This is a genomic window from Azoarcus olearius, from assembly GCF_001682385.1.
Taxonomy (GTDB): domain Bacteria; phylum Pseudomonadota; class Gammaproteobacteria; order Burkholderiales; family Rhodocyclaceae; genus Azoarcus; species Azoarcus olearius.
This window is the reverse complement of the sequence record NZ_CP016210.1, coordinates 638,183-654,498: the sequence shown is the minus strand read 5'-3', so window position 1 is coordinate 654,498 and position 16,316 is coordinate 638,183. Positions and strand designations below refer to the sequence as shown.

Here is a 16,316-nt window from a genome sequence, read left to right as displayed (position 1 = left end):
ACGGGTATCAGCGCCCGTCGCAGGCGCGGTTACAACGATCATAGGCCGCCTGGCAGTCGGCGCAGCCCCCGGCCGCGCAGCGCGCCTGGCATTGGTACAGCGGCGCGGCGCAGGCGCGCACGCAGGCATTCCACGCCGGGCTGCCCGCCGCCTCCGCGCCCGGCAGGCGCAGATTGCCGCGCGACGGCGGTGGACAGGCCGAAAAGCCGATGGTCCGGCGCGGCCCCGGCAACGCCGCCCATTCGGAGTCGGAAAACCGCAGATCGGCCTCCAGCGCAGGCAGCGAGGTGTTCGCGAGCAGGCCCGAGCGCTGCAGCGTGGCGAGCGCCGCGCAGTCGGCGCGTTGCGCTTCGGCGAGGCCGAGTTCGCCATCCGCCGGGTAGCCAAGGTTGAGCCGGGCGCAGGCCTGTGCGTAAAGAAAGCTGCGGCTGGCCGCGAGCAGCCGCGGCAGCGCGTCGGGGTTATGACGGATGACCGCGCGCCCGGCCTCGGTGGCGGTGGCGACCGCGGACGGCAGTTGGGGGTCGATCAGCGTGACGACCGCCGCCCCGCGGGCATCCACGCAGCCGCCGTAGATCGGCTCCTCGTCGGCCGCAAAGGCGCTGCCGGCGAGCAGCAGCAGGAACAACAACACGGGGCGCAACAGGCACATCGAGGGGCTCTCCGGGACGCGGTGGGATTCTGGCTGCATGCAGCGCCGAATCTACCAGAGCGCGCCGGCAGTTGCCGTGCCGTCTGTATAATGGCGGGCTTCCATCGCACACGGTTGCATCGAGGTTTATATGGCTGGTCATTCCAAATGGGCCAACATCCAGCACCGCAAGGGGCGCCAGGACGCCAAGCGGGGCAAGGTCTTCACCAAGCTGATCAAGGAAGTCACCGTCGCCGCCAAGATGGGCGGAGGCGATCCTAACGCCAACCCGCGCCTGCGCCTGGCGATCGACAAGGCCAAGGCCGAGTCGATGCCCAAGGACAACATCGAGAACGCGATCAAGCGCGGCACCGGCCAGCTCGAAGGCGTGACCTACGAGGAAGCGCGCTACGAAGGCTATGGCATCGCCGGCGCCGCGGTGATGGTCGATTGCCTCACCGACAACAAGACCCGTACCGTGGCCGACGTGCGCCACGCGTTCTCCAAGTACGGCGGCAACATGGGCACCGACGGCTGCGTGGCCTTCCAGTTCAAGCACTGCGGCCAGCTGATGTTCGCCCCCGGCACCGACGAGGACGCGCTGATGGAAGCCGCGCTGGAAGCCGGCGCCGAGGACGTGGTTGCCAACGACGACGGCTCGATCGAGGTCATCACCGGGCCGTGGGAGTTCACCACGGTCAAGGAAACGCTGGAAAAGGCGGGCTTCACCGCCGAATTCGGCGAAGTGACGATGAAGGCGCAGAACGAGACCGAACTCTCCGGCGACGACGCCGCGCGCATGCAGAAGCTGCTCGACGCGCTCGAATCGCTCGACGACGTGCAGGAGGTCTATACCTCCGCGGTACTCGACGAGTAAGCACGCCCGATCCGGCCTGCAAAGCGGCGCCCGGCGCCGCTTTTTCGTTTCCGGCCCCGCCGGACCTCTCCCCCGCCAACCGCCCACCACCATCATGACCGCTTCCTCTCCCGCCCAGCGGCTGATGCCGCTGCTCTTCGTGGTGCTGTGGAGCACCGGCTTCATCGGCGCCAAGTTCGGCCTGCCCTATGCGGAGCCGCTGACCTTCCTGTCCACGCGCTATGTGCTGGTGGTGGTGCTGATGGCGGCGGTGGCACTGGCAACCCGCGCGCCCTGGCCGCGCAGCCCGCGGGAGGCGGCGCACGTCGCCCTCACCGGCGTCCTCGTGCATGCGATCTACCTCGGCGGCGTGTTCATGGCGATCCACCGCGGCCTGCCTGCCGGCGTGACCGCGCTGGTCGTGGGCATGCAGCCGCTGCTGACCGCGCTCGGCGCCGGCATGCTGCTTGGCGAGCGGGTGTCGGCACGGCAGTGGATCGGGCTGGCGCTCGGCTTCATCGGGGTGGCGCTGGTGGTCAGCAACAAGATCGGCGCCGGTGTCGACGCCGACCGCCTGCTGCACATGCTGACCCCGGCCCTGGCGGCGCTCGCCGGCATCACCGTCGGCACGCTGTACCAGAAGCGCTTCTGCCCCCGCTTCGACCTGCGCACCGGCGCGGTGCTGCAGTTCCTGCCCACGCTGCTGCTGTCGGCGCTGGTCGCCAGCCAGACCGAGACGATGCAGATCCAGTGGACCGGCGAATTCGTGTTCGCGCTGCTGTGGCTCGTGGTGGTGCTGTCGGTGGGCGCGATCAGCCTGCTCAACCTGCTGATCCGCAGTGGCAGCGCGGTCAACGTCGCCAGCCTGTTCTACCTGACGCCGCCCACCACCGCGCTGATCGCGTGGGCGATGTTCGGCGAGACGCTGAGCGGGCTGGCGCTGGCCGGCATGGTGGTCGCGGTCTCGGGCGTGTGGCTGGCGCGCAAGGGTTAGAATCGCCCGACCACCCGCGGAGGACACGCCATGCTGATGACCACCACCCCCACCCTGGAAGGCAAGCCGGTTCAGCAGTATCTCGGCGTCGTCACCGGCGAAGCCATCATCGGCGCCAACATCTTCAAGGACCTCTTCGCCTCGATCCGCAACATCGTCGGCGGCCGCGCCGGCGCCTACGAACGCTCTCTGGCGGACGCACGCGAGGTGGCGATGGCGGAGATGGCGGAACAGGCGCTCAAGCTCGGCGCCAACGCGGTGATCGGCATCGATATCGACTACGAAGTCCTCGGCCAGGACAACGGCATGCTGATGGTCTGCGTCAGCGGCACCGCGGTGATCACGGCTTGAGCGCACGCCGCAGCGGTCGCCCGGCGGCGGTGCGATGAGCAGCGCCGGCCGCATCGTCGCCACCCGCATCCTCGGGCTGGACCCGGGGCTGCGCATCACCGGCTTCGGCGTCATCGACACCCTCGGCAGCCAGCTGCGCTACGTCGCCAGCGGTTGCATCAAGACCCGCGACGGTGAACTCCCCGGCCGCCTCAAGACCCTGCTCGACGGCGTGCGCGAAGTCATCGCCACCTACCAGCCGGACGCGGTGGCGGTGGAAAAGGTCTTCGTCAACGTCAACCCGCAATCGACCCTGCTGCTGGGCCAGGCGCGTGGCGCGGTGATCTGCGGCGCGGTCTCGTGCGACCTCCCGGTAGCCGAATACACCGCGCTGCAGGTCAAGCAGTCGGTGGTCGGCTACGGCAAGGCCGCCAAGGAGCAGGTGCAGCACATGGTGCAGCGCCTGCTGGCGCTCGACGCCAGCCCCGGTCCCGACGCCGCCGACGCGCTCGCATGCGCGATCTGCCATGCTCATGGGGGCCAGGGCCTGGGCGGGCAGGCCGGTATCGGCGGCCGCCGGCGCGCAGGGCGCATCCTGAGCTTGTAACCGACTTGCAAGAAAATTCAGCGAAACGCTTGCGCAACGGCTGAACGCCGGCTAATATGCGCGCTTCTCGACGCCGGGCAACACAGCGCAGCGAGAAACGGCAAGGGGGTATAGCTCAGTTGGTAGAGCAGCTGACTCTTAATCAGTAGGTCCAAGGTTCGAATCCTTGTGCCCCCACCACAGAATTCAAGCGTCAAGGCCAGTTCGTCAGAACTGGCCTTTTTGCTTTTCTGGCTGACGTACGCGAGCACGGGCCCGGTGGCCGCTGTAACGGCGCGCCGCTTTTGGCACCGATTTGCGCGTTTTTTGTCATTGCGCGAAAAGGTCGCCGTTACTCCCGCTCTCGGGGGTCGGCGTCACCAGTTCAACGCCTCGCGCTCGCGGACTACCAACGGCCTTCGAGACCGGGTACGACGTCATCTGGTCTGCCGGGAAATCAGAGCCCAACTCCCTGACCAGATCTGCATCTGAAAGCGATGGATCGAGCCACGCCTGGTAGTGCTCGGGACGCACAATCACGGGCATGCGGTCGTGGACCGGCGCGACCGCCGCGTTCGGGACAGTGGTGAGGATCGCCAAGGTAAGCGTCGCGCCAGCGTCAGACCCTGTGCGCGTCACGATGCCGCCGAGCCCGAAGTCCCGATCTTCGTCTCGGTGTCGGAAGAAGAACGGCTGCTTCCCCGCTGCCGTCGAGAGCCATTCGTAGAAGCCAGAGGCCGGAACCAGGACACGGCTGGAGCGAAAAGCAGCACGGAACAGACGCTTTTCCGGCGCCGTCTCCAGCTTTGCGTTGATCGGGTGACCGAGCTTAGAGTCATCGCCGACCCAGGCAGGTTGGAAGCCCCACCGTGCAAGATCGACGACCCTGCTGCCATCGGACTGGGCAAGCACCACTGGAACGCACGTGCTCGGCGCGATGTTGTACGGGTTCCAGACCTCGGGAGGCAGCCGGTCGAGAATGCTGAACGTGGCTCCGAACTCATCTCTGTGACGCGATCGTGGCCCGTAAAGGGCATAGCGTCCGCACATTGGGCGTTTCCTGAAGCAGGGGATCGATCTGGCCTAAGATACGCCTCCCGCAGCTAGGCTATCTTCATGAAGCTCAAAACCTATAGTGGCGCCCAAATTCGTGCCTATCGAAAGCGCTTGGGCATGAACCAAACTAAGTTCTGGGAGTCCTTCAGCATCACGCAAAGCGGCGCCTGCCGTTACGAGTCCGGGCGAGATATCCCGGCGCCTCTACAGATCCTGCTCAACATCGCATTGGGCTCGGAGGCGACGTCGCATAGCATTGTCGAGGCTCTCCGACAGATCCGAAAACCCTCGGAACTCGCTGCTCTAAAGGAACCTGCAACGACCGAACGTGCTGCAGCAAGCCGTAAGGGTTGAGCTTGGTTTCACCGTAACGTTCGCGGTTACACCCAACACACCGGCACCGTATCAACCGCCAGCGCTCCCGTTACCGGGTGGCGACTTGCGTACACGGTGTCGCCTGCATTAATGACTGTCTCGCTGCCGATCTCATGCTGGTCGGACCTGGTCTGGACGGTCTGCCCAATTCGCTTGCGGCGCTGTATGCCATAGACGCTGCTGCTATAGGGCTGAGCGATGAAGTAGTACGCGAGATAGCCAGCGCCAGTGGTCGATCCGATACGCGCTGTGGCTTCCATCATGAGCAACGCCCGCTGGTCCTGGTAGTCCTCCGCCAGCGCATTGCCGAGCAGCCAGTTCTGCCAACCGCCACCACCGGACCGCACGTCGCCATACGCCTCGGTGGTCGTGTCCATGGCGACGAGTTCGTGAGCTGGCGTGGTCGCCGCGCCGGTCAGTTCCCACGTCTGCGTCACCACGACGGGCTCCGATACGTGCGATTCGAACTCCACGCCGTTTCGCCGCAGCGATATGGTCAGTGTCGTTGTCGTGGTCCCAGAGTGGGACACACGGTAGGCGCGGCTCTGGTGGAAGACCAGGCCGGAGGCGTAACACGCGCCGTCGCCCGCCACCCAGTTAAAGACGGTCCGCTCTTCGCGCTCGACCACCAGCTCCTGGCTGGCGTCGTTGTCCTGGTACAGGGTGTAGCGCGCCGTCGTGTATTCCAGCGCGCCGGTCGCGTCGTAGGCCACGCCGATCACAAACTCGCTGACTTGCTGCAACCACCCGCGCAGCATCGACCACTGGCTCCCTCCGAGTGGCCACTCGGCCGCGAGATAGACGTCCGCGCCGCTCAGGTCAGGGTAGCCGTCGAAGACCTCCCGCTCGAAGACCTCGCTGGTGACTGTCTCGGTGACCCTGGTCCCGCCGCAGGTCGGATAGGGCGACGTGCCCTCGTAGTAGGTAATCTCCGGCACCCGCTGGTAGAGCATGTACACATGCAGGTCCGAGTCGAACACGCTGGTGCCCACCGTCTCGCGACGCGTCTTGAGCACCACCAGCGACACCGCGGCCGACGCGCCCGCGCCGGTGATCTGCAGCTCCATCCAGCCACAGGGGCGCCAGCGCGCCTGGGAGTTGCGGATCAGCGCATCGACCTCGTGCGCGAGCTGGAAGACCGCGGCGGTGCCGCTCGGGTGGATGGCAAAGAGGCGCCCCGTCACCAGATCGGGGGCCAGCACCGATGCGCCGGTCGAGGTGGGGCGGTACAGCGTCGGCGTGGCCTGGCCGAGATCGGGCACCGTCACCGTGTAGGTGTGCGTCGCCGGCGTCCCACCGATGACCCCAAACCGCGCCAGGGTGACGGTGATCGTGCTGCCGGCCGTGAGGGTGTCCAGAGTCGCACCGTGCAGTGTCGTCGTCACCAGCCAGCGATCCCCGGCCGAATCCACATACACCCAGCGGCCGGCCCCGAGCGGCCGGCTGTAGATCTGGTAGTCGCTGCCCGAGACGATGGCGTAGGGCAACCAAGTGCGGCCGGTGACGACATCGTCGGCCGCGTCCTCGGGGGAGCGCTCCACCGCGGGCACGCCTGGCACGCGCAGCACGTAGGCGTCGCCGCTTGCCGGCTGGGCGTAGGGGCGGGTGGTCCCGTTGGGTAAGGTCAGCACGCCCGCGCGGCACAGGCCGTGCCACGGGTGGCCAATCAGACCGAGGCGGCCGAGCACCTCTCGGGCGGGCGAGTTGCGGTCGAGGCTCATTCGGCGGGCGGCGGCTCGTATTGCTGGAACTGATCGTTGTAGCCCTGCACCCGCTTAATCGGCTCAATCTCAAACGTGAACACGCCGTCCGTGGTCTCTTTGACGACCTTGGCGTGGTACTGGCGCAGGGTGTAGTCCGATTCGACGAAAGAGCCCCCGCCCGTCGAGCTGCCGGGCGTGGTCGAGGGCCGCCCGGTGGACACCGTGCCCGGCCGCGGGCCCACCGGGATCGCGTCCGCAATCTGCTTCCAGCCCTTGTTGCGATCCACGAACGCCTTAAGCGCGTCCGCCATGGGCGATGCGGGAATGCCGCTCATAGGAACTCCAACAGGTCAGTGGGTACTCTGACGCTCACGGTCTCGCTGGCGCTCAGGGTCAGCGGGTCGCGCGCGGTCTCCTCGATCTCCGGCGTCTGGATGCTCAGCTGGTGCGGGTACCACTCGCGGTCGGCTTTTTCGGCGTCGGTCAGCAAGTCCTGCGTGTTGGTCGCAAAGCCGATCATGGTCTCTTCGTCCCACGGCGCGCTCTCGACCAGGCCACCCACGTATGCCCCGATCGTGCAGCTGTAGGTGCCGGCCGGCGACGTGTCGGCGGGTGCTGCGGGCAGCGTCCAGTCCGGAAGCGCCTGGTAGGTGTTGCCGGGCAGCGCCACGGCCAGCTCGACCGACGTGCTGGCCCATCCCGCCTCCGGATCGAGCACGTGCTTGTAGGCGGCGACCTTGCCGGCCGCGCGCAGCCGCGTGCTGTTGACCGTGATCCACCAGTCCAACCAGAGGTCGGGCCGGATGGACCCACTCCAGCTCACACGGCCGGACCGGGTCGAGGCGGCCAGCCGTACCCACGCCTGGTCGAGCAGCACGCGCAGCGTCTCGTCGCGCGCCGCGGCGTCGGCACCCTCGGGTTGCCACGTCTCGATGGTGTCGCCCAGCGGCGGCGGCTCGCTGGAGGTCGTGGTTGAGACCAGGATCGGCCCCGGGCCGACACTCGGGTCTGTCTGCCACGCGGCCTGGTCGAACTCGGCAACCAGGTTGGCGCCGATCTCGTCGCCGATCTCTTTGCCGAGCGCCGTCTCCAGCGCCGTATTGACCAAGTTGAGGGTGTAGTCCTCGGTCACGGTCTGCTGCCAGCGGGCGCCAGCGTAGGCCGCAAAGCCGAGCACGAGATCCTGAGCCTGGTCGGCTGCGATCGCGAAACCACCGTCCGACCAGCCCTCATTGAGGTACAGGCCCGGCGCCGGGTGGGTGATTTGAACCGTGCCGAGCATCTCCCAGCCGCTCAGGCCCTCGCAGGCGCTCTGCACCATCGCCGTGGTAAGCCACGCGACGCTGTGCCGCGCGCCACTCGTTTCGCGCCAAAAAAAGAAGCTGATCGGGCGCGACCACTCGGCAACGATGGTGCGCGCCCGTAGGCGCTGGTAACGGTACTGCAGCCGCACGGTAACGCGCGTGCGCAGGCTGTCCCGGCTGGGCAATGTCACCTGCAGCGAGCCGTCGTCCCAGTCGTCCTCGGTGACGGTCACGGCGGTGTCGATGCCGGCGCCGCGCCACGGGAGCAGCACCGGGTTGCCGTAGGGGTCGAGCGCGATCGAGGCCGGTACCGAGGCGAGGCGCGCCTGGGCGTACTCCCAGTTGTCGGATGGGCTGCCCGAGACGACCTCGGACCAGCGCCCCCCGACGGCCGCATCGATCCAGGTGCGCGGCTGCAGGGCAAGCCGCTCTTGCAGCTGGTCGTGGCACAGGCAGGTCACGATGCCGGCCTGGATATCGATCCGCGGCTCCTCCACCACCCCGGTGAACATCCTGCGGACATAGGGCGTCGACGCCAGGCGCTCGAACTCGATCACGACCGCCTGGCCGATCACGGACAGCGGGTCGAGCGGGCCGGACGGCTGGTACGAGAACTCGGCGATCGCCGCCTCGCCCTCGGCGCCCTCGACCGATACCGGCCCCACCAGGCGATCAGAGATATCCACCCCGCCCAGCGTGACGCGGGCGCGCCACCGGAGCGTCGTCTCTCCGGCGTCAGGCGCCGGCGCCGCCGGCTGGCCGTGCCACGCCAGCGCCATGACCTCGCCCAGCGGAGACGGGATGCCGGCGATCGCCGTGGGCGTCACCCGGGCGGTGCCCATGACCTCGCCCAGCGGAGACGGGATGCCCGCGATCGCGGCGGGGGGCGCGTAGGCCACTGCGCCGAACTCTCCCAAGGGGGAGGTAAACGTCGCCTGCGCCTCCGGCTGCACCACCAAGGCCACCGCGCCAAACTCGCCAAGTGGCGATGGGAACAGCGCCCGCGCTTCGGGGGCGGCCTCGCTGAACGTGACGGCGGCGGCAGTGCCGGCCGGCGGTGTGTAAGGGGCGTCTCCGACCCAGCTGACAGCCGCTGCGGTCCCGGCAGGCGGGGTGTAGCTCATGCCGGGATCACCCGCCCGAGGATCTTGTCGTTGTATACGGCGCCGTCGTCGTCATCCAACACCACGACCTGCACCGGCATGCCGGTGAGGAATGGCGCCGAGTACTCCCCGCCGGCGCTCGATGTCCGCACGCCGAGCAGATCGCCGTTGGCGCGTCGGTAAATGCGATGCACCCGGCTGGCCGGCGCGCCCGCATCGTCCTTAACGACATTGGGCGCCACCGCAGCCACCCGCAGCGGTGCGGCTGCGCGCCAAGTGCAGCAGTTGCCCTGGTTGGCGGGGCTGTTGGCCCACGTGACTTTGGCGAGCGTCGTGGCGCTGTAGACGGTGAGGCACGGCGCGGTGGTGTGCGCGAGCGCGAGGCGCGTGCCGTCCGGAGACCAGGTCACGCCGTTGCCGGTACCGGTGGGGTTGCTGGAGAGCGTCCGCTTGGACCAGTCGGCGGCGTTGTAAACGGTCAGGTAGGGCGAGGTCGCGTGTGCCACTGCCAGGCGCGAGCCGTCGATGTTGAACGCGCACGCCCGACCCACGCCCGCCGGGGCGCCGCCCGCGATCGTCACCTTGGACCAGTCCGCGGTGTTGTAGACGGTCAAGAAGGGCGTGGTCGAATGGGCCACGGCCAAGCGGGTGCCATCCGGAGACCAGGACACACCCAACCCGGTACCGGCCGGATTGCCACCAACGAGCGAGATGCGCGTGCCCGTAGCCACGTTGTACACCGACAAGTACGGGCTGGTGACGTGGCCCACCGCGAGCATTGTGCCGTCCGGCGACCAGGCGCAAGACTGGCCCGTGCCCTCCGGCGCCGTACTGGTGAAGGTCAGCTTGGTCCAGCCTGCGGTCTCATACACCGTCAGGTAGGGCGCCGTCCCATGAGCCACCGCAAGTCGGGTACCGTCAGGAGACCACGCTACCCCATTGCCCGCGTTGGCCGGGTTGCTGCTTAGCTCCACGGTAGCGCCGGTGGCCGTATCGACGACGGCAAGGTACGGGGACACGCTGAGCGCGAGGGCCAGCAGCGTGCCGTCGGGGCTCCACGCCGCGCCGTTGATCGTGCCCGAAGAAATGCCGGCGTACAGCGAGGTGGTGTCGATGCAGCGCGAGGTGTCGGCCGCGTCATAGGCCTCGAGGAGGGCCCCCGTACACCCGACAACGAGAACGCCGGTCGCCATATCAGACCACCGAGGCGCTCAGCACCTGCGCCGGCCCGCCGGGCAGCACCGTCAGGGTGTTCATGACCACCTTGCCGGGCGCCGGCGCGGTGCCCTCCTCGGCGGGGATCGAGCGGTAGGGCGTGCCGGCGCCGTCGTAGAGGGTCCAATAGGCGATGTCGCCGCCCGCGGGGGCGCTGTCCTCCTGCACCGCGATGCTGAGGTTGAGCGCGCCGGTCACTGGATCGACGGTGCCGCAGGGGTCGCCCAGCGTAGCGGTGGCAAGCAGCACGTCGCCGGCATCGTGCGCGGTCATGTAGGCCGGATTGGTCGCGGCGTCGAGGAGGTCGCGCAGCGCGGTATGCACGGCCACTTTGGCGGCGGGGTTCCAACTGGTGAAATACGGTGCTGCCATGGCGGGCTCCTTAGATTTCTTCGGCCTGCAGATCGAACCCCGCGACGGCCCCGCCGGCGTCGTAACGCTCGGACGGGCCGTCGCTGCGCACGATCAGCAGCGGGTAGTAGAGGACTTTGTAGGCGGTCGCGCCGGCAACAGGCGCCAGCGTGGCGAGGTCGCCGGCGACGGCCAACGACGTCGGTACGAGACGGTGGCCAACGACGGCGAAACCGTAGGGCGCAGCGTCGGTGCGGCGCGCCGCGGGCAGCGCGATCGACGGCGTGTCCGACTGCCGGGCGCGCGCCGCAATGCAGCCCAGGGTCAGCTCGCCGCTCCAGTCGATGCTGTCGAGCGCGGCCGGCACCCAACCCTCTGCGGAGATGCTGGTCGAGATCCGGCGCCACGCCTCCTGGGCAATCAGGCGCCCGCTCGCCGCGCGCCGGCGCGCAAAGCCACCGATGTCGGCGTAGGTCTGCGTGATCTGGCCCGCAGCCGGCGCGGGAAACACGAGCCCGTTGATCATGAGGTCCGGTTGGCGCCTCATGCCCGTCCTCCCGCCTTAAGGCTCGCCCGACGCAGGGCGCGCTGCATGCTTTCGTAGACGTCAGCCTCGGCGCGCACAGGAAACCGCCCCACGCCGGGCACCACGAGATCCGCGCCAACGGTATCGCCGACACCTCGCATCTCCGCCATGGCGGGCTCCAGTGCGCTGGAAACGAGGCCGCCGGTCGCAAACCGCGGCAGCCGCATCGCGTTGAGACCGTGAAGAAAGTCGAGTCCGTAGCGGCGGACTGCCGCCGCGCGCAGGATGAATTCACCGTTCGAGACTCGAGCCAGAATGCTGTCACTGGTGCCGCTCCCCGGGCCGACGATGGCGCCCCCACTGGCGAAGCCGTTCACCGAACTGTTCCAGGCACTGGCCGCGTCCGCATAGCTGCTTGGGGCCGGACTGGTAACGGTCTGCGTCTCGATCGTCACCTTCTTCGTTTCCGGAATGGCGTCGAGCGCCGCCCGGAAGTTGTCGACCGCCGTCTCGGCCTCGGCCGTGTCCGCCTGCACTTCGGTAGTCGGCGCAGCGTCACCGGCCGGTGTCGGCGCACCTCCGGCGGCCGGGGCGCCCCCACCCAGCGCCTGCAGCTGGCTCTGCAGCTGCTTGATCTTCTGCTCGGCGGCCGTGATATCCACCTGGATCATCACCGGCTTCGCCAACTCCGCCTTCAGCTCCACGATGCGCTGTTCAGCGCTCTGGATCTGTCCATTGATCGCGGTGGCCAGCTCTTCCTGCTGCTTGGCCTCCTGCTGTTTGATCAGGGCTTGGGCTCGCAGCGCTTGTGCGCGGATGTCACCAAGTTGCTGGAAAAGGTCCGCCGCGGTGCCGTCGTCGGTCACCATGTCCGCAAACTGCTCGGCGCGCTCCGCCTGCTTCGCCGCTTGCTCGGCGAGTTGCTGGGCCTTCGCCAAGTCGCCCTCATAGGCGGCGATGACCGAGCGGGCCGCGCTACTGCTGGCCTGATCGCGCAGGTCGTTGGCCTCGCGCTCGGCGGCGGCGGAGCGATCCTCCTCGGTCATCCCGCGCATACGGCGGCTGTTGGCCTTGTCCGCGCCGGCCAGACTGGCGTCCTTCGCGTCCTGCGCGAGCGTCGCGGCCTCCTCGCGGGCCTGCCGCGCCTTCTGGATGGCGGTGTCCCACGCATCGCGCAGAGCGTCGCGCAGGCGCTCCGCGCCCTTCAACTGCTCTTCGGTTGCCTTCTTCGCCTCTTCGATGCGCTTGCGCTGCAGGGCCTGGTCATCCAGCAGGATGTCCGCATTCGCCTGGCCGGCAGCGACCGCGCGCATCTTTTCGAGCTTCTCGATCTCGTTGGCGAGATCCTGCTCGATCTTGAGCCGAGCGTTGCCGTTTTCCTGCGCCGCGGCCTTCTGCGCCTCGAGGCGCTTCTGCTCGGCGCCGGGCTCCAGCAGGATCTTCTCGACCTCTTTGCCGATTTGGCGATAGGTGGCCAGCGCGCCATCAAGGTCGCCTTCCAGTGCCTGCTGGATCGCCAGCGTGTAGCCGGCCAGGCCGGTGGCGACGATGCGGAACAGGCGCGCTATGCCATCCACCGCATCGACGACGAAGTCGACGAAGGGCGCGATCGTGCCGCTGGACTCGCCGAAGGCGGCGATGCCTTCGGCCACGAACACGATCGCGCGCGACAACGCTGCGAGTGCGCCGCTGCCCTGATCTGCGCTGCCGACCAGCTGCAGCAGCTCGTTGTTGAGCAGGGTCATCGCTTGGCCGATCGAGAGTGGCAGCTGGCGGAAGTCCGACTCCACTCGCGCGCTCACGCGCTCCAGCGCGCCTACGACCACGTCGGCCGTCAAGCGCCCCTGCTCGCCCCAAGTCCGGAGTTCGCCGCGCGAGATGCCGATACCCTCGGCGATCGCGTCGGCCAGCGCCGGCGTCTGCTCCAGAATCGAATTCAGCTCATCGCCGCGCAGCGCACCGCTGGCCAGACCCTGGCCGAACTGCACCAGCGAGGCCTCGGCGGCGCCGGCCGACGCACCTGACAGCGCGATCGCCTGATTGACCGTGGAGATGATGCCCACCGCAGGCGCGCCAGTCCGCCCCACTGCCGCCAACGACGGCGCCAGGCGCGAATACAGATCTACCGTCTCGGCCAGTGGCGCGCGCGTATCCGCGGCCGCCTGGCGCAGCGCGCTCTGCACCTCGGCAAAATCGCCGGTGTACTGCGTCGCCAGCCGCAGCCTGGCGTTCATCTGCTGGTAGGTGTCGGCCAGGGCGATCAGCTGCGCCGTGATCGCCGCGGCCGACAGTCCGCCCAGCGCCGCCTGCAGCGGCTTGAGCTGTGTCGTCAGCGAATTGACGCCGCCGGTCGCACGGGCGACCGATGCCGTGAACGGATCAAGGGCGCTGCCCCCCTGCGCCCCCGCGTTCCGCATCAGCGTCTGCAGCTCGGTCAGGGCGGCGCGACCCTCCTTGGTGTCCGCCGACACCCGCAGTGCGAGGGTAAGGTTGCGATCGGCCATTTACTGCCCCAACTGCGTGCGAGCGCGCTTGAGTGCCGCCAATGCCTGGCTGTAGCCCTTCCGGTCGGCCTGGGCGGCGCGGGCGATCGACAGCGCGTCCAGACTGCGATCCGCCGCGAGGCGGCCATGGGCGGCGGTGAGCTGCTCGATCTGCGCCAGCGTGTAGTTGCCGACTGCCTCAAGGGAGTGACCGCACTCCACCAGCCAAGCGGCAGCGGTGGCCCAGCTCTGCCCCCTGCCGTTGCGCGGCCCGTGCCGGGCCGGGGCGGGGTCAAACAGGATGCGGTTCGCCCGACGCATGGCTCCAAACAACTCGCCCAGCTCCGCGTCCGTCCGGCCGGAGAGCCAATCGACCGAGCGGCAGCACAGGTTGCTGAGCATCACCACCAGGCCTGCTTGCCATTCCGCCAGCGCCGCTTCGGCTTGCGGCGGCAGTTCGCCGCCCTCGGGCAGTGCTGGCCGGGCATCGTACAAACGCAGGAAGCGGGGCAACTCGCTCAGGCGCACCCCGCGCACGTCAACCCGCTCGCCGCCCACCGAGACGCATTCGGGGGCGGCGAACAGAAGGTCGAGTTCGTTGGCGACAGCGATGGACATCGGTTAAGCCTGGAGCATCACCATGCGGCCGAAGTAGCCGAATTCGCCGTTCGCAGTCTTGGTCGAATCCGCCAGCAGGCTGCCGGCCAGCGGCGCCTCCAACCGTGACTGGCCATCGTGCATCAGCGACATCGTTTCGGACGGCGGCGGGCTCCAGCGGTAGAAGTCGGCAACGACGTTCTTCCAGACGGCACCCGGAACGGTGTTGGTGCCCACGAAGCGCACCCAGTACTCCTTGGCCGCACCCGACATCATCTTGATGATGTTCGCTGCGCCGGGCGTGAGGTCGGCCACGATGTTGCCGGTGAAGGGACCACCGGTCGTTACGTCCAGGATCTCGATCTGGCCAGCCTTCGGATCCAGCCGGTAGTTGGTATCGGCGGCCAGTGTCTTCGGGGTGCCCGCAGTGCTGTCCTGGATGGTCACGGCCGAGACGTTGAAGGCATTCAGGCTGAGGATGTCGCCCACCGCCAACGGCGCTACGCCGATCACGCGATCGGTGACCGCGTCCACATCCTGCTCGACGGTTTCGCCGCGCGTGACCACCTCGAAGTTCTTGTCATGGAACTGAAGGAAGGTAACGCTCAGGTTCGCCTCGGTTTTTCCCGGAAGCACCAGGGCGTCGCCGCGTTGACCGGTGTAGTTTTCCTGGAACTTGGTTTCGTTGGGCGTGAAGCCGAACTCCATCAACGCGTCGCCCACCCAGCGCAGCGTGCCCGGCATGCCGTTGCCAAGGCGCGGGCCCATGAAGATGCTGCCCTGCCCAGAGAAGTACTCGAGAATGTCCATGTGAATGGCTCCGGTTGTGCCCGCTCAGCGGCGCGGCGTTGCAGTTACGAAATCCAGCTCGAACATGAGCGGGTAATAGGCGAATGCGGTGCTGTAGCCGGGGCGAGGCGCAGTCACTTCGCGCAGCGGCCGGCCTTCGAAGGGGGCCCAACCGCTGAGCGCGTCCGAGACACGGAGAATCAGGGGGCCGGCTTCGGCCGCCAGGGCGCTGTTGTCGCCGCCGCCGGTCGCGTTGCGGACTGCAACGACAACCATCCAGCGCTGCGCACCCTGGCGCGACATACCGGATCGCGCCCCATCCGCGTAGCGAGTGCCGTCATAGGCGACAATCCCGGCCGGGGCCTGCTTGACCCGCTCCTCGATCTTCCCGAGGTCGGTCAGCTCGGCTACCAGCCGGAACTCGCGCACCTGGTCGCGCAGCCGCTCGACCAGGTGCGGCCCTGCGGCCAGCCAGTCCCGATCCAGCATCAGCGGTCACCTCGGGCGAAGAGACGCCGGCCGGTGCTGATTTCGGCCAGCCCCATGCCGGCGCTGCCGCTGGTTTCGGGCAGGCCCAGCGTTGCGCCACCAGCCGCCACCAGCCGCAGGAACGCTATCGCCGCCTTGTAGCGCTCGGCGACGAGTTCCGGCACAGCGTTGGTGTAGAGGTGGTAGCGCGCGATGTCGCAGGCGAGTTGCACCAGGCGGTCGGGCACCGTCGCCAGCGGCAGCGTGTAGCGCGCGCCGATGTAGCCATCGATCTCCACGTCGGCATCCGCCAGCGCCTTCCCAAGCACGCCGGCATCGATCAGGCCGAGCGGCGCGTCGAACCGGTCGGTCAGCTCGACCAGCTCGCGCTCCCCGAAGCGGGACACCATCTCGGCCTGCGTGGCGTAGGGCATGCCGTTACTCCGCCACCTGGTCGGCGATGAAAGTAACGGCCAGCTCCGGCTCCTCCGTCAGCGCCAGGATCTGCTCCGGCGTGAAGTCGTCAGCCGCAACCGTCACCCCTTCACCGCCGGGCCAGTGGCGACCTGCGCGGCGAAAGCCGGCTTCCGGCCGAGCCCGCACCCGCAGGTGGGTAACCACCGGCTCACGGAAGAGGGGGTCGAACACCAACGAATCAACCGACCCGCCTGCGGGCGTCACCGCCTCAGCCTGGGCCGCCACGTCGGCCGCGGCAGCCTCGGCCGCCGGATCGATCGTGCCCGCCGCGGGAGGCGCCGGCTCCTGGCGCGCCTCCCGAGCGTCGGCTTCGGTGACAGGGGCGGCATTGGCCGCTCCCGTCACGTCGGCCTTCTCGGCGCTGGCAGTGTTGGTGCCGGGGAAACCCTCCCCGGCCGGGGTCGCGGAGGGCAGTTCGCGCGCCTCCACCTGTTTGGCGGCTTTTCCCGCCCGAGCATTCGCGGCCCCCATG

Annotated in this window: 19 protein-coding genes and 1 tRNA gene; 6 read left to right on the top strand and 14 right to left on the bottom strand. The window is 68.4% G+C overall.

Annotation, left to right across the window (positions count from 1 at the left end; all coding sequences use genetic code 11):
* Positions 1 to 7: 7 nt before the first annotated feature.
* A complete protein-coding gene (locus dqs_RS03180; RefSeq protein WP_065339648.1) occupies positions 8 to 652 on the bottom strand; it encodes a hypothetical protein in 645 nt (214 codons plus the stop codon).
* A gap of 130 nt (positions 653 to 782) precedes the next feature.
* Here dqs_RS03180 and dqs_RS03175 point away from each other — a divergent pair, with 130 nt between their 5' ends.
* From dqs_RS03175 to dqs_RS03155, 5 genes are all read left to right on the top strand, one after another.
* The gene (locus tag dqs_RS03175) at positions 783 to 1,508 is read left to right on the top strand and encodes a YebC/PmpR family DNA-binding transcriptional regulator (protein ID WP_011764309.1); all 726 of its coding nucleotides are present in this window, start codon (positions 783 to 785) and stop codon (positions 1,506 to 1,508) included.
* Between the two features lie 94 nt (positions 1,509 to 1,602).
* Complete coding sequence (locus tag dqs_RS03170; protein WP_065339647.1) at positions 1,603 to 2,481, top strand: DMT family transporter; 879 nt, start codon at positions 1,603 to 1,605, stop codon at positions 2,479 to 2,481.
* Positions 2,482 to 2,511: 30 nt separating this feature from the next.
* Positions 2,512 to 2,832 carry a heavy metal-binding domain-containing protein gene (locus dqs_RS03165; RefSeq protein ID WP_011764307.1) on the top strand — a complete coding sequence of 107 codons (321 nt, stop codon included), beginning with the start codon at positions 2,512 to 2,514 and terminating at the stop codon, positions 2,830 to 2,832.
* 34 nt (positions 2,833 to 2,866) lie between these two features.
* Positions 2,867 to 3,418 (top strand): crossover junction endodeoxyribonuclease RuvC, encoded by a 552-nt coding sequence (ruvC, locus tag dqs_RS03160; protein WP_011764306.1) that lies wholly within the window; start codon positions 2,867 to 2,869, stop codon positions 3,416 to 3,418.
* A 104-nt stretch (positions 3,419 to 3,522) separates the two neighbouring features.
* A tRNA-Lys gene (locus dqs_RS03155) sits at positions 3,523 to 3,598 on the top strand.
* A gap of 129 nt (positions 3,599 to 3,727) precedes the next feature.
* Here dqs_RS03155 and dqs_RS03150 read toward each other — a convergent pair.
* Positions 3,728 to 4,447, bottom strand: coding sequence for an SOS response-associated peptidase (locus dqs_RS03150; protein WP_065339646.1), 720 nt, complete (start codon positions 4,445 to 4,447; stop codon positions 3,728 to 3,730).
* A gap of 66 nt (positions 4,448 to 4,513) precedes the next feature.
* On the opposite strand from dqs_RS03150, the gene dqs_RS20650 reads away from it, so the two are divergent.
* Positions 4,514 to 4,807: a helix-turn-helix domain-containing protein gene (locus tag dqs_RS20650; RefSeq protein ID WP_084018191.1), complete on the top strand. Its 294-nt coding sequence runs from the start codon at positions 4,514 to 4,516 to the stop codon at positions 4,805 to 4,807.
* Positions 4,808 to 4,833: 26 nt separating this feature from the next.
* On the opposite strand, the gene dqs_RS03145 is transcribed toward dqs_RS20650, so the two are convergent.
* From dqs_RS03145 to dqs_RS03085, 12 genes are read right to left on the bottom strand one after another with little or no spacing between them, the layout of a single operon-like run.
* Entirely contained in the window at positions 4,834 to 6,549 is a 1,716-nt protein-coding gene (locus tag dqs_RS03145; protein WP_065339645.1) for a hypothetical protein, read from the bottom strand.
* Positions 6,546 to 6,866, bottom strand: a complete 321-nt coding sequence (locus dqs_RS03140) for a hypothetical protein (protein WP_065339644.1) — start codon at positions 6,864 to 6,866, stop codon at positions 6,546 to 6,548. Before dqs_RS03140 ends, dqs_RS03145 begins: the two co-directional genes overlap by 4 nt.
* The gene (locus dqs_RS03135; RefSeq protein WP_157108138.1) at positions 6,863 to 8,959 is read right to left on the bottom strand and encodes a hypothetical protein; all 2,097 of its coding nucleotides are present in this window, start codon (positions 8,957 to 8,959) and stop codon (positions 6,863 to 6,865) included. The genes dqs_RS03140 and dqs_RS03135 overlap by 4 nt, the downstream gene beginning before the upstream one ends.
* Entirely contained in the window at positions 8,956 to 10,131 is a 1,176-nt protein-coding gene (locus dqs_RS20410) for a WD40 repeat domain-containing protein (protein WP_084018189.1), read from the bottom strand. Before dqs_RS20410 ends, dqs_RS03135 begins: the two co-directional genes overlap by 4 nt.
* Position 10,132: 1 nt before the next feature.
* Entirely contained in the window at positions 10,133 to 10,525 is a 393-nt protein-coding gene (locus dqs_RS03120; protein ID WP_065339640.1) for a hypothetical protein, read from the bottom strand.
* Between the two features lie 10 nt (positions 10,526 to 10,535).
* Positions 10,536 to 11,051 carry a hypothetical protein gene (locus tag dqs_RS03115; protein ID WP_065339639.1) on the bottom strand — a complete coding sequence of 172 codons (516 nt, stop codon included), beginning with the start codon at positions 11,049 to 11,051 and terminating at the stop codon, positions 10,536 to 10,538.
* Entirely contained in the window at positions 11,048 to 13,534 is a 2,487-nt protein-coding gene (locus tag dqs_RS03110; RefSeq protein WP_065339638.1) for a tape measure protein, read from the bottom strand. The genes dqs_RS03115 and dqs_RS03110 overlap by 4 nt, the downstream gene beginning before the upstream one ends.
* The gene (locus tag dqs_RS03105) at positions 13,535 to 14,131 is read right to left on the bottom strand and encodes a hypothetical protein (protein ID WP_065339637.1); all 597 of its coding nucleotides are present in this window, start codon (positions 14,129 to 14,131) and stop codon (positions 13,535 to 13,537) included.
* Between the two features lie 3 nt (positions 14,132 to 14,134).
* The gene (locus dqs_RS03100; RefSeq protein ID WP_065339636.1) at positions 14,135 to 14,920 is read right to left on the bottom strand and encodes a phage tail tube protein; all 786 of its coding nucleotides are present in this window, start codon (positions 14,918 to 14,920) and stop codon (positions 14,135 to 14,137) included.
* Positions 14,921 to 14,944: 24 nt separating this feature from the next.
* Positions 14,945 to 15,388: a phage tail terminator protein gene (locus dqs_RS03095; protein WP_065339635.1), complete on the bottom strand. Its 444-nt coding sequence runs from the start codon at positions 15,386 to 15,388 to the stop codon at positions 14,945 to 14,947.
* Positions 15,388 to 15,801, bottom strand: coding sequence for a gp436 family protein (locus dqs_RS03090; RefSeq protein WP_065339634.1), 414 nt, complete (start codon positions 15,799 to 15,801; stop codon positions 15,388 to 15,390). The genes dqs_RS03095 and dqs_RS03090 overlap by 1 nt, the downstream gene beginning before the upstream one ends.
* 4 nt (positions 15,802 to 15,805) lie before the next feature.
* Positions 15,806 to 16,315: a hypothetical protein gene (locus tag dqs_RS03085; RefSeq protein WP_157108137.1), complete on the bottom strand. Its 510-nt coding sequence runs from the start codon at positions 16,313 to 16,315 to the stop codon at positions 15,806 to 15,808.
* Position 16,316 lies beyond the last annotated feature (1 nt).

Coding starts and splice junctions, on each gene's coding strand:
- dqs_RS03180 (WP_065339648.1), bottom strand. CDS start 652: ATGTGCCTGTTGCGCCCCGTGTTGTTGTTCCTGCTGCTGCTCGCCGGC.
- dqs_RS03175 (WP_011764309.1), top strand. CDS start 783: ATGGCTGGTCATTCCAAATGGGCCAACATCCAGCACCGCAAGGGGCGC.
- dqs_RS03170 (WP_065339647.1), top strand. CDS start 1,603: ATGACCGCTTCCTCTCCCGCCCAGCGGCTGATGCCGCTGCTCTTCGTG.
- dqs_RS03165 (WP_011764307.1), top strand. CDS start 2,512: ATGCTGATGACCACCACCCCCACCCTGGAAGGCAAGCCGGTTCAGCAG.
- ruvC (WP_011764306.1), top strand. CDS start 2,867: ATGAGCAGCGCCGGCCGCATCGTCGCCACCCGCATCCTCGGGCTGGAC.
- dqs_RS03150 (WP_065339646.1), bottom strand. CDS start 4,447: ATGTGCGGACGCTATGCCCTTTACGGGCCACGATCGCGTCACAGAGAT.
- dqs_RS20650 (WP_084018191.1), top strand. CDS start 4,514: ATGAAGCTCAAAACCTATAGTGGCGCCCAAATTCGTGCCTATCGAAAG.
- dqs_RS03145 (WP_065339645.1), bottom strand. CDS start 6,549: ATGAGCCTCGACCGCAACTCGCCCGCCCGAGAGGTGCTCGGCCGCCTC.
- dqs_RS03140 (WP_065339644.1), bottom strand. CDS start 6,866: ATGAGCGGCATTCCCGCATCGCCCATGGCGGACGCGCTTAAGGCGTTC.
- dqs_RS03135 (WP_157108138.1), bottom strand. CDS start 8,959: ATGAGCTACACCCCGCCTGCCGGGACCGCAGCGGCTGTCAGCTGGGTC.
- dqs_RS20410 (WP_084018189.1), bottom strand. CDS start 10,131: ATGGCGACCGGCGTTCTCGTTGTCGGGTGTACGGGGGCCCTCCTCGAG.
- dqs_RS03120 (WP_065339640.1), bottom strand. CDS start 10,525: ATGGCAGCACCGTATTTCACCAGTTGGAACCCCGCCGCCAAAGTGGCC.
- dqs_RS03115 (WP_065339639.1), bottom strand. CDS start 11,051: ATGAGGCGCCAACCGGACCTCATGATCAACGGGCTCGTGTTTCCCGCG.
- dqs_RS03110 (WP_065339638.1), bottom strand. CDS start 13,534: ATGGCCGATCGCAACCTTACCCTCGCACTGCGGGTGTCGGCGGACACC.
- dqs_RS03105 (WP_065339637.1), bottom strand. CDS start 14,131: ATGTCCATCGCTGTCGCCAACGAACTCGACCTTCTGTTCGCCGCCCCC.
- dqs_RS03100 (WP_065339636.1), bottom strand. CDS start 14,920: ATGGACATTCTCGAGTACTTCTCTGGGCAGGGCAGCATCTTCATGGGC.
- dqs_RS03095 (WP_065339635.1), bottom strand. CDS start 15,388: ATGCTGGATCGGGACTGGCTGGCCGCAGGGCCGCACCTGGTCGAGCGG.
- dqs_RS03090 (WP_065339634.1), bottom strand. CDS start 15,801: ATGCCCTACGCCACGCAGGCCGAGATGGTGTCCCGCTTCGGGGAGCGC.
- dqs_RS03085 (WP_157108137.1), bottom strand. CDS start 16,315: ATGGGGGCCGCGAATGCTCGGGCGGGAAAAGCCGCCAAACAGGTGGAG.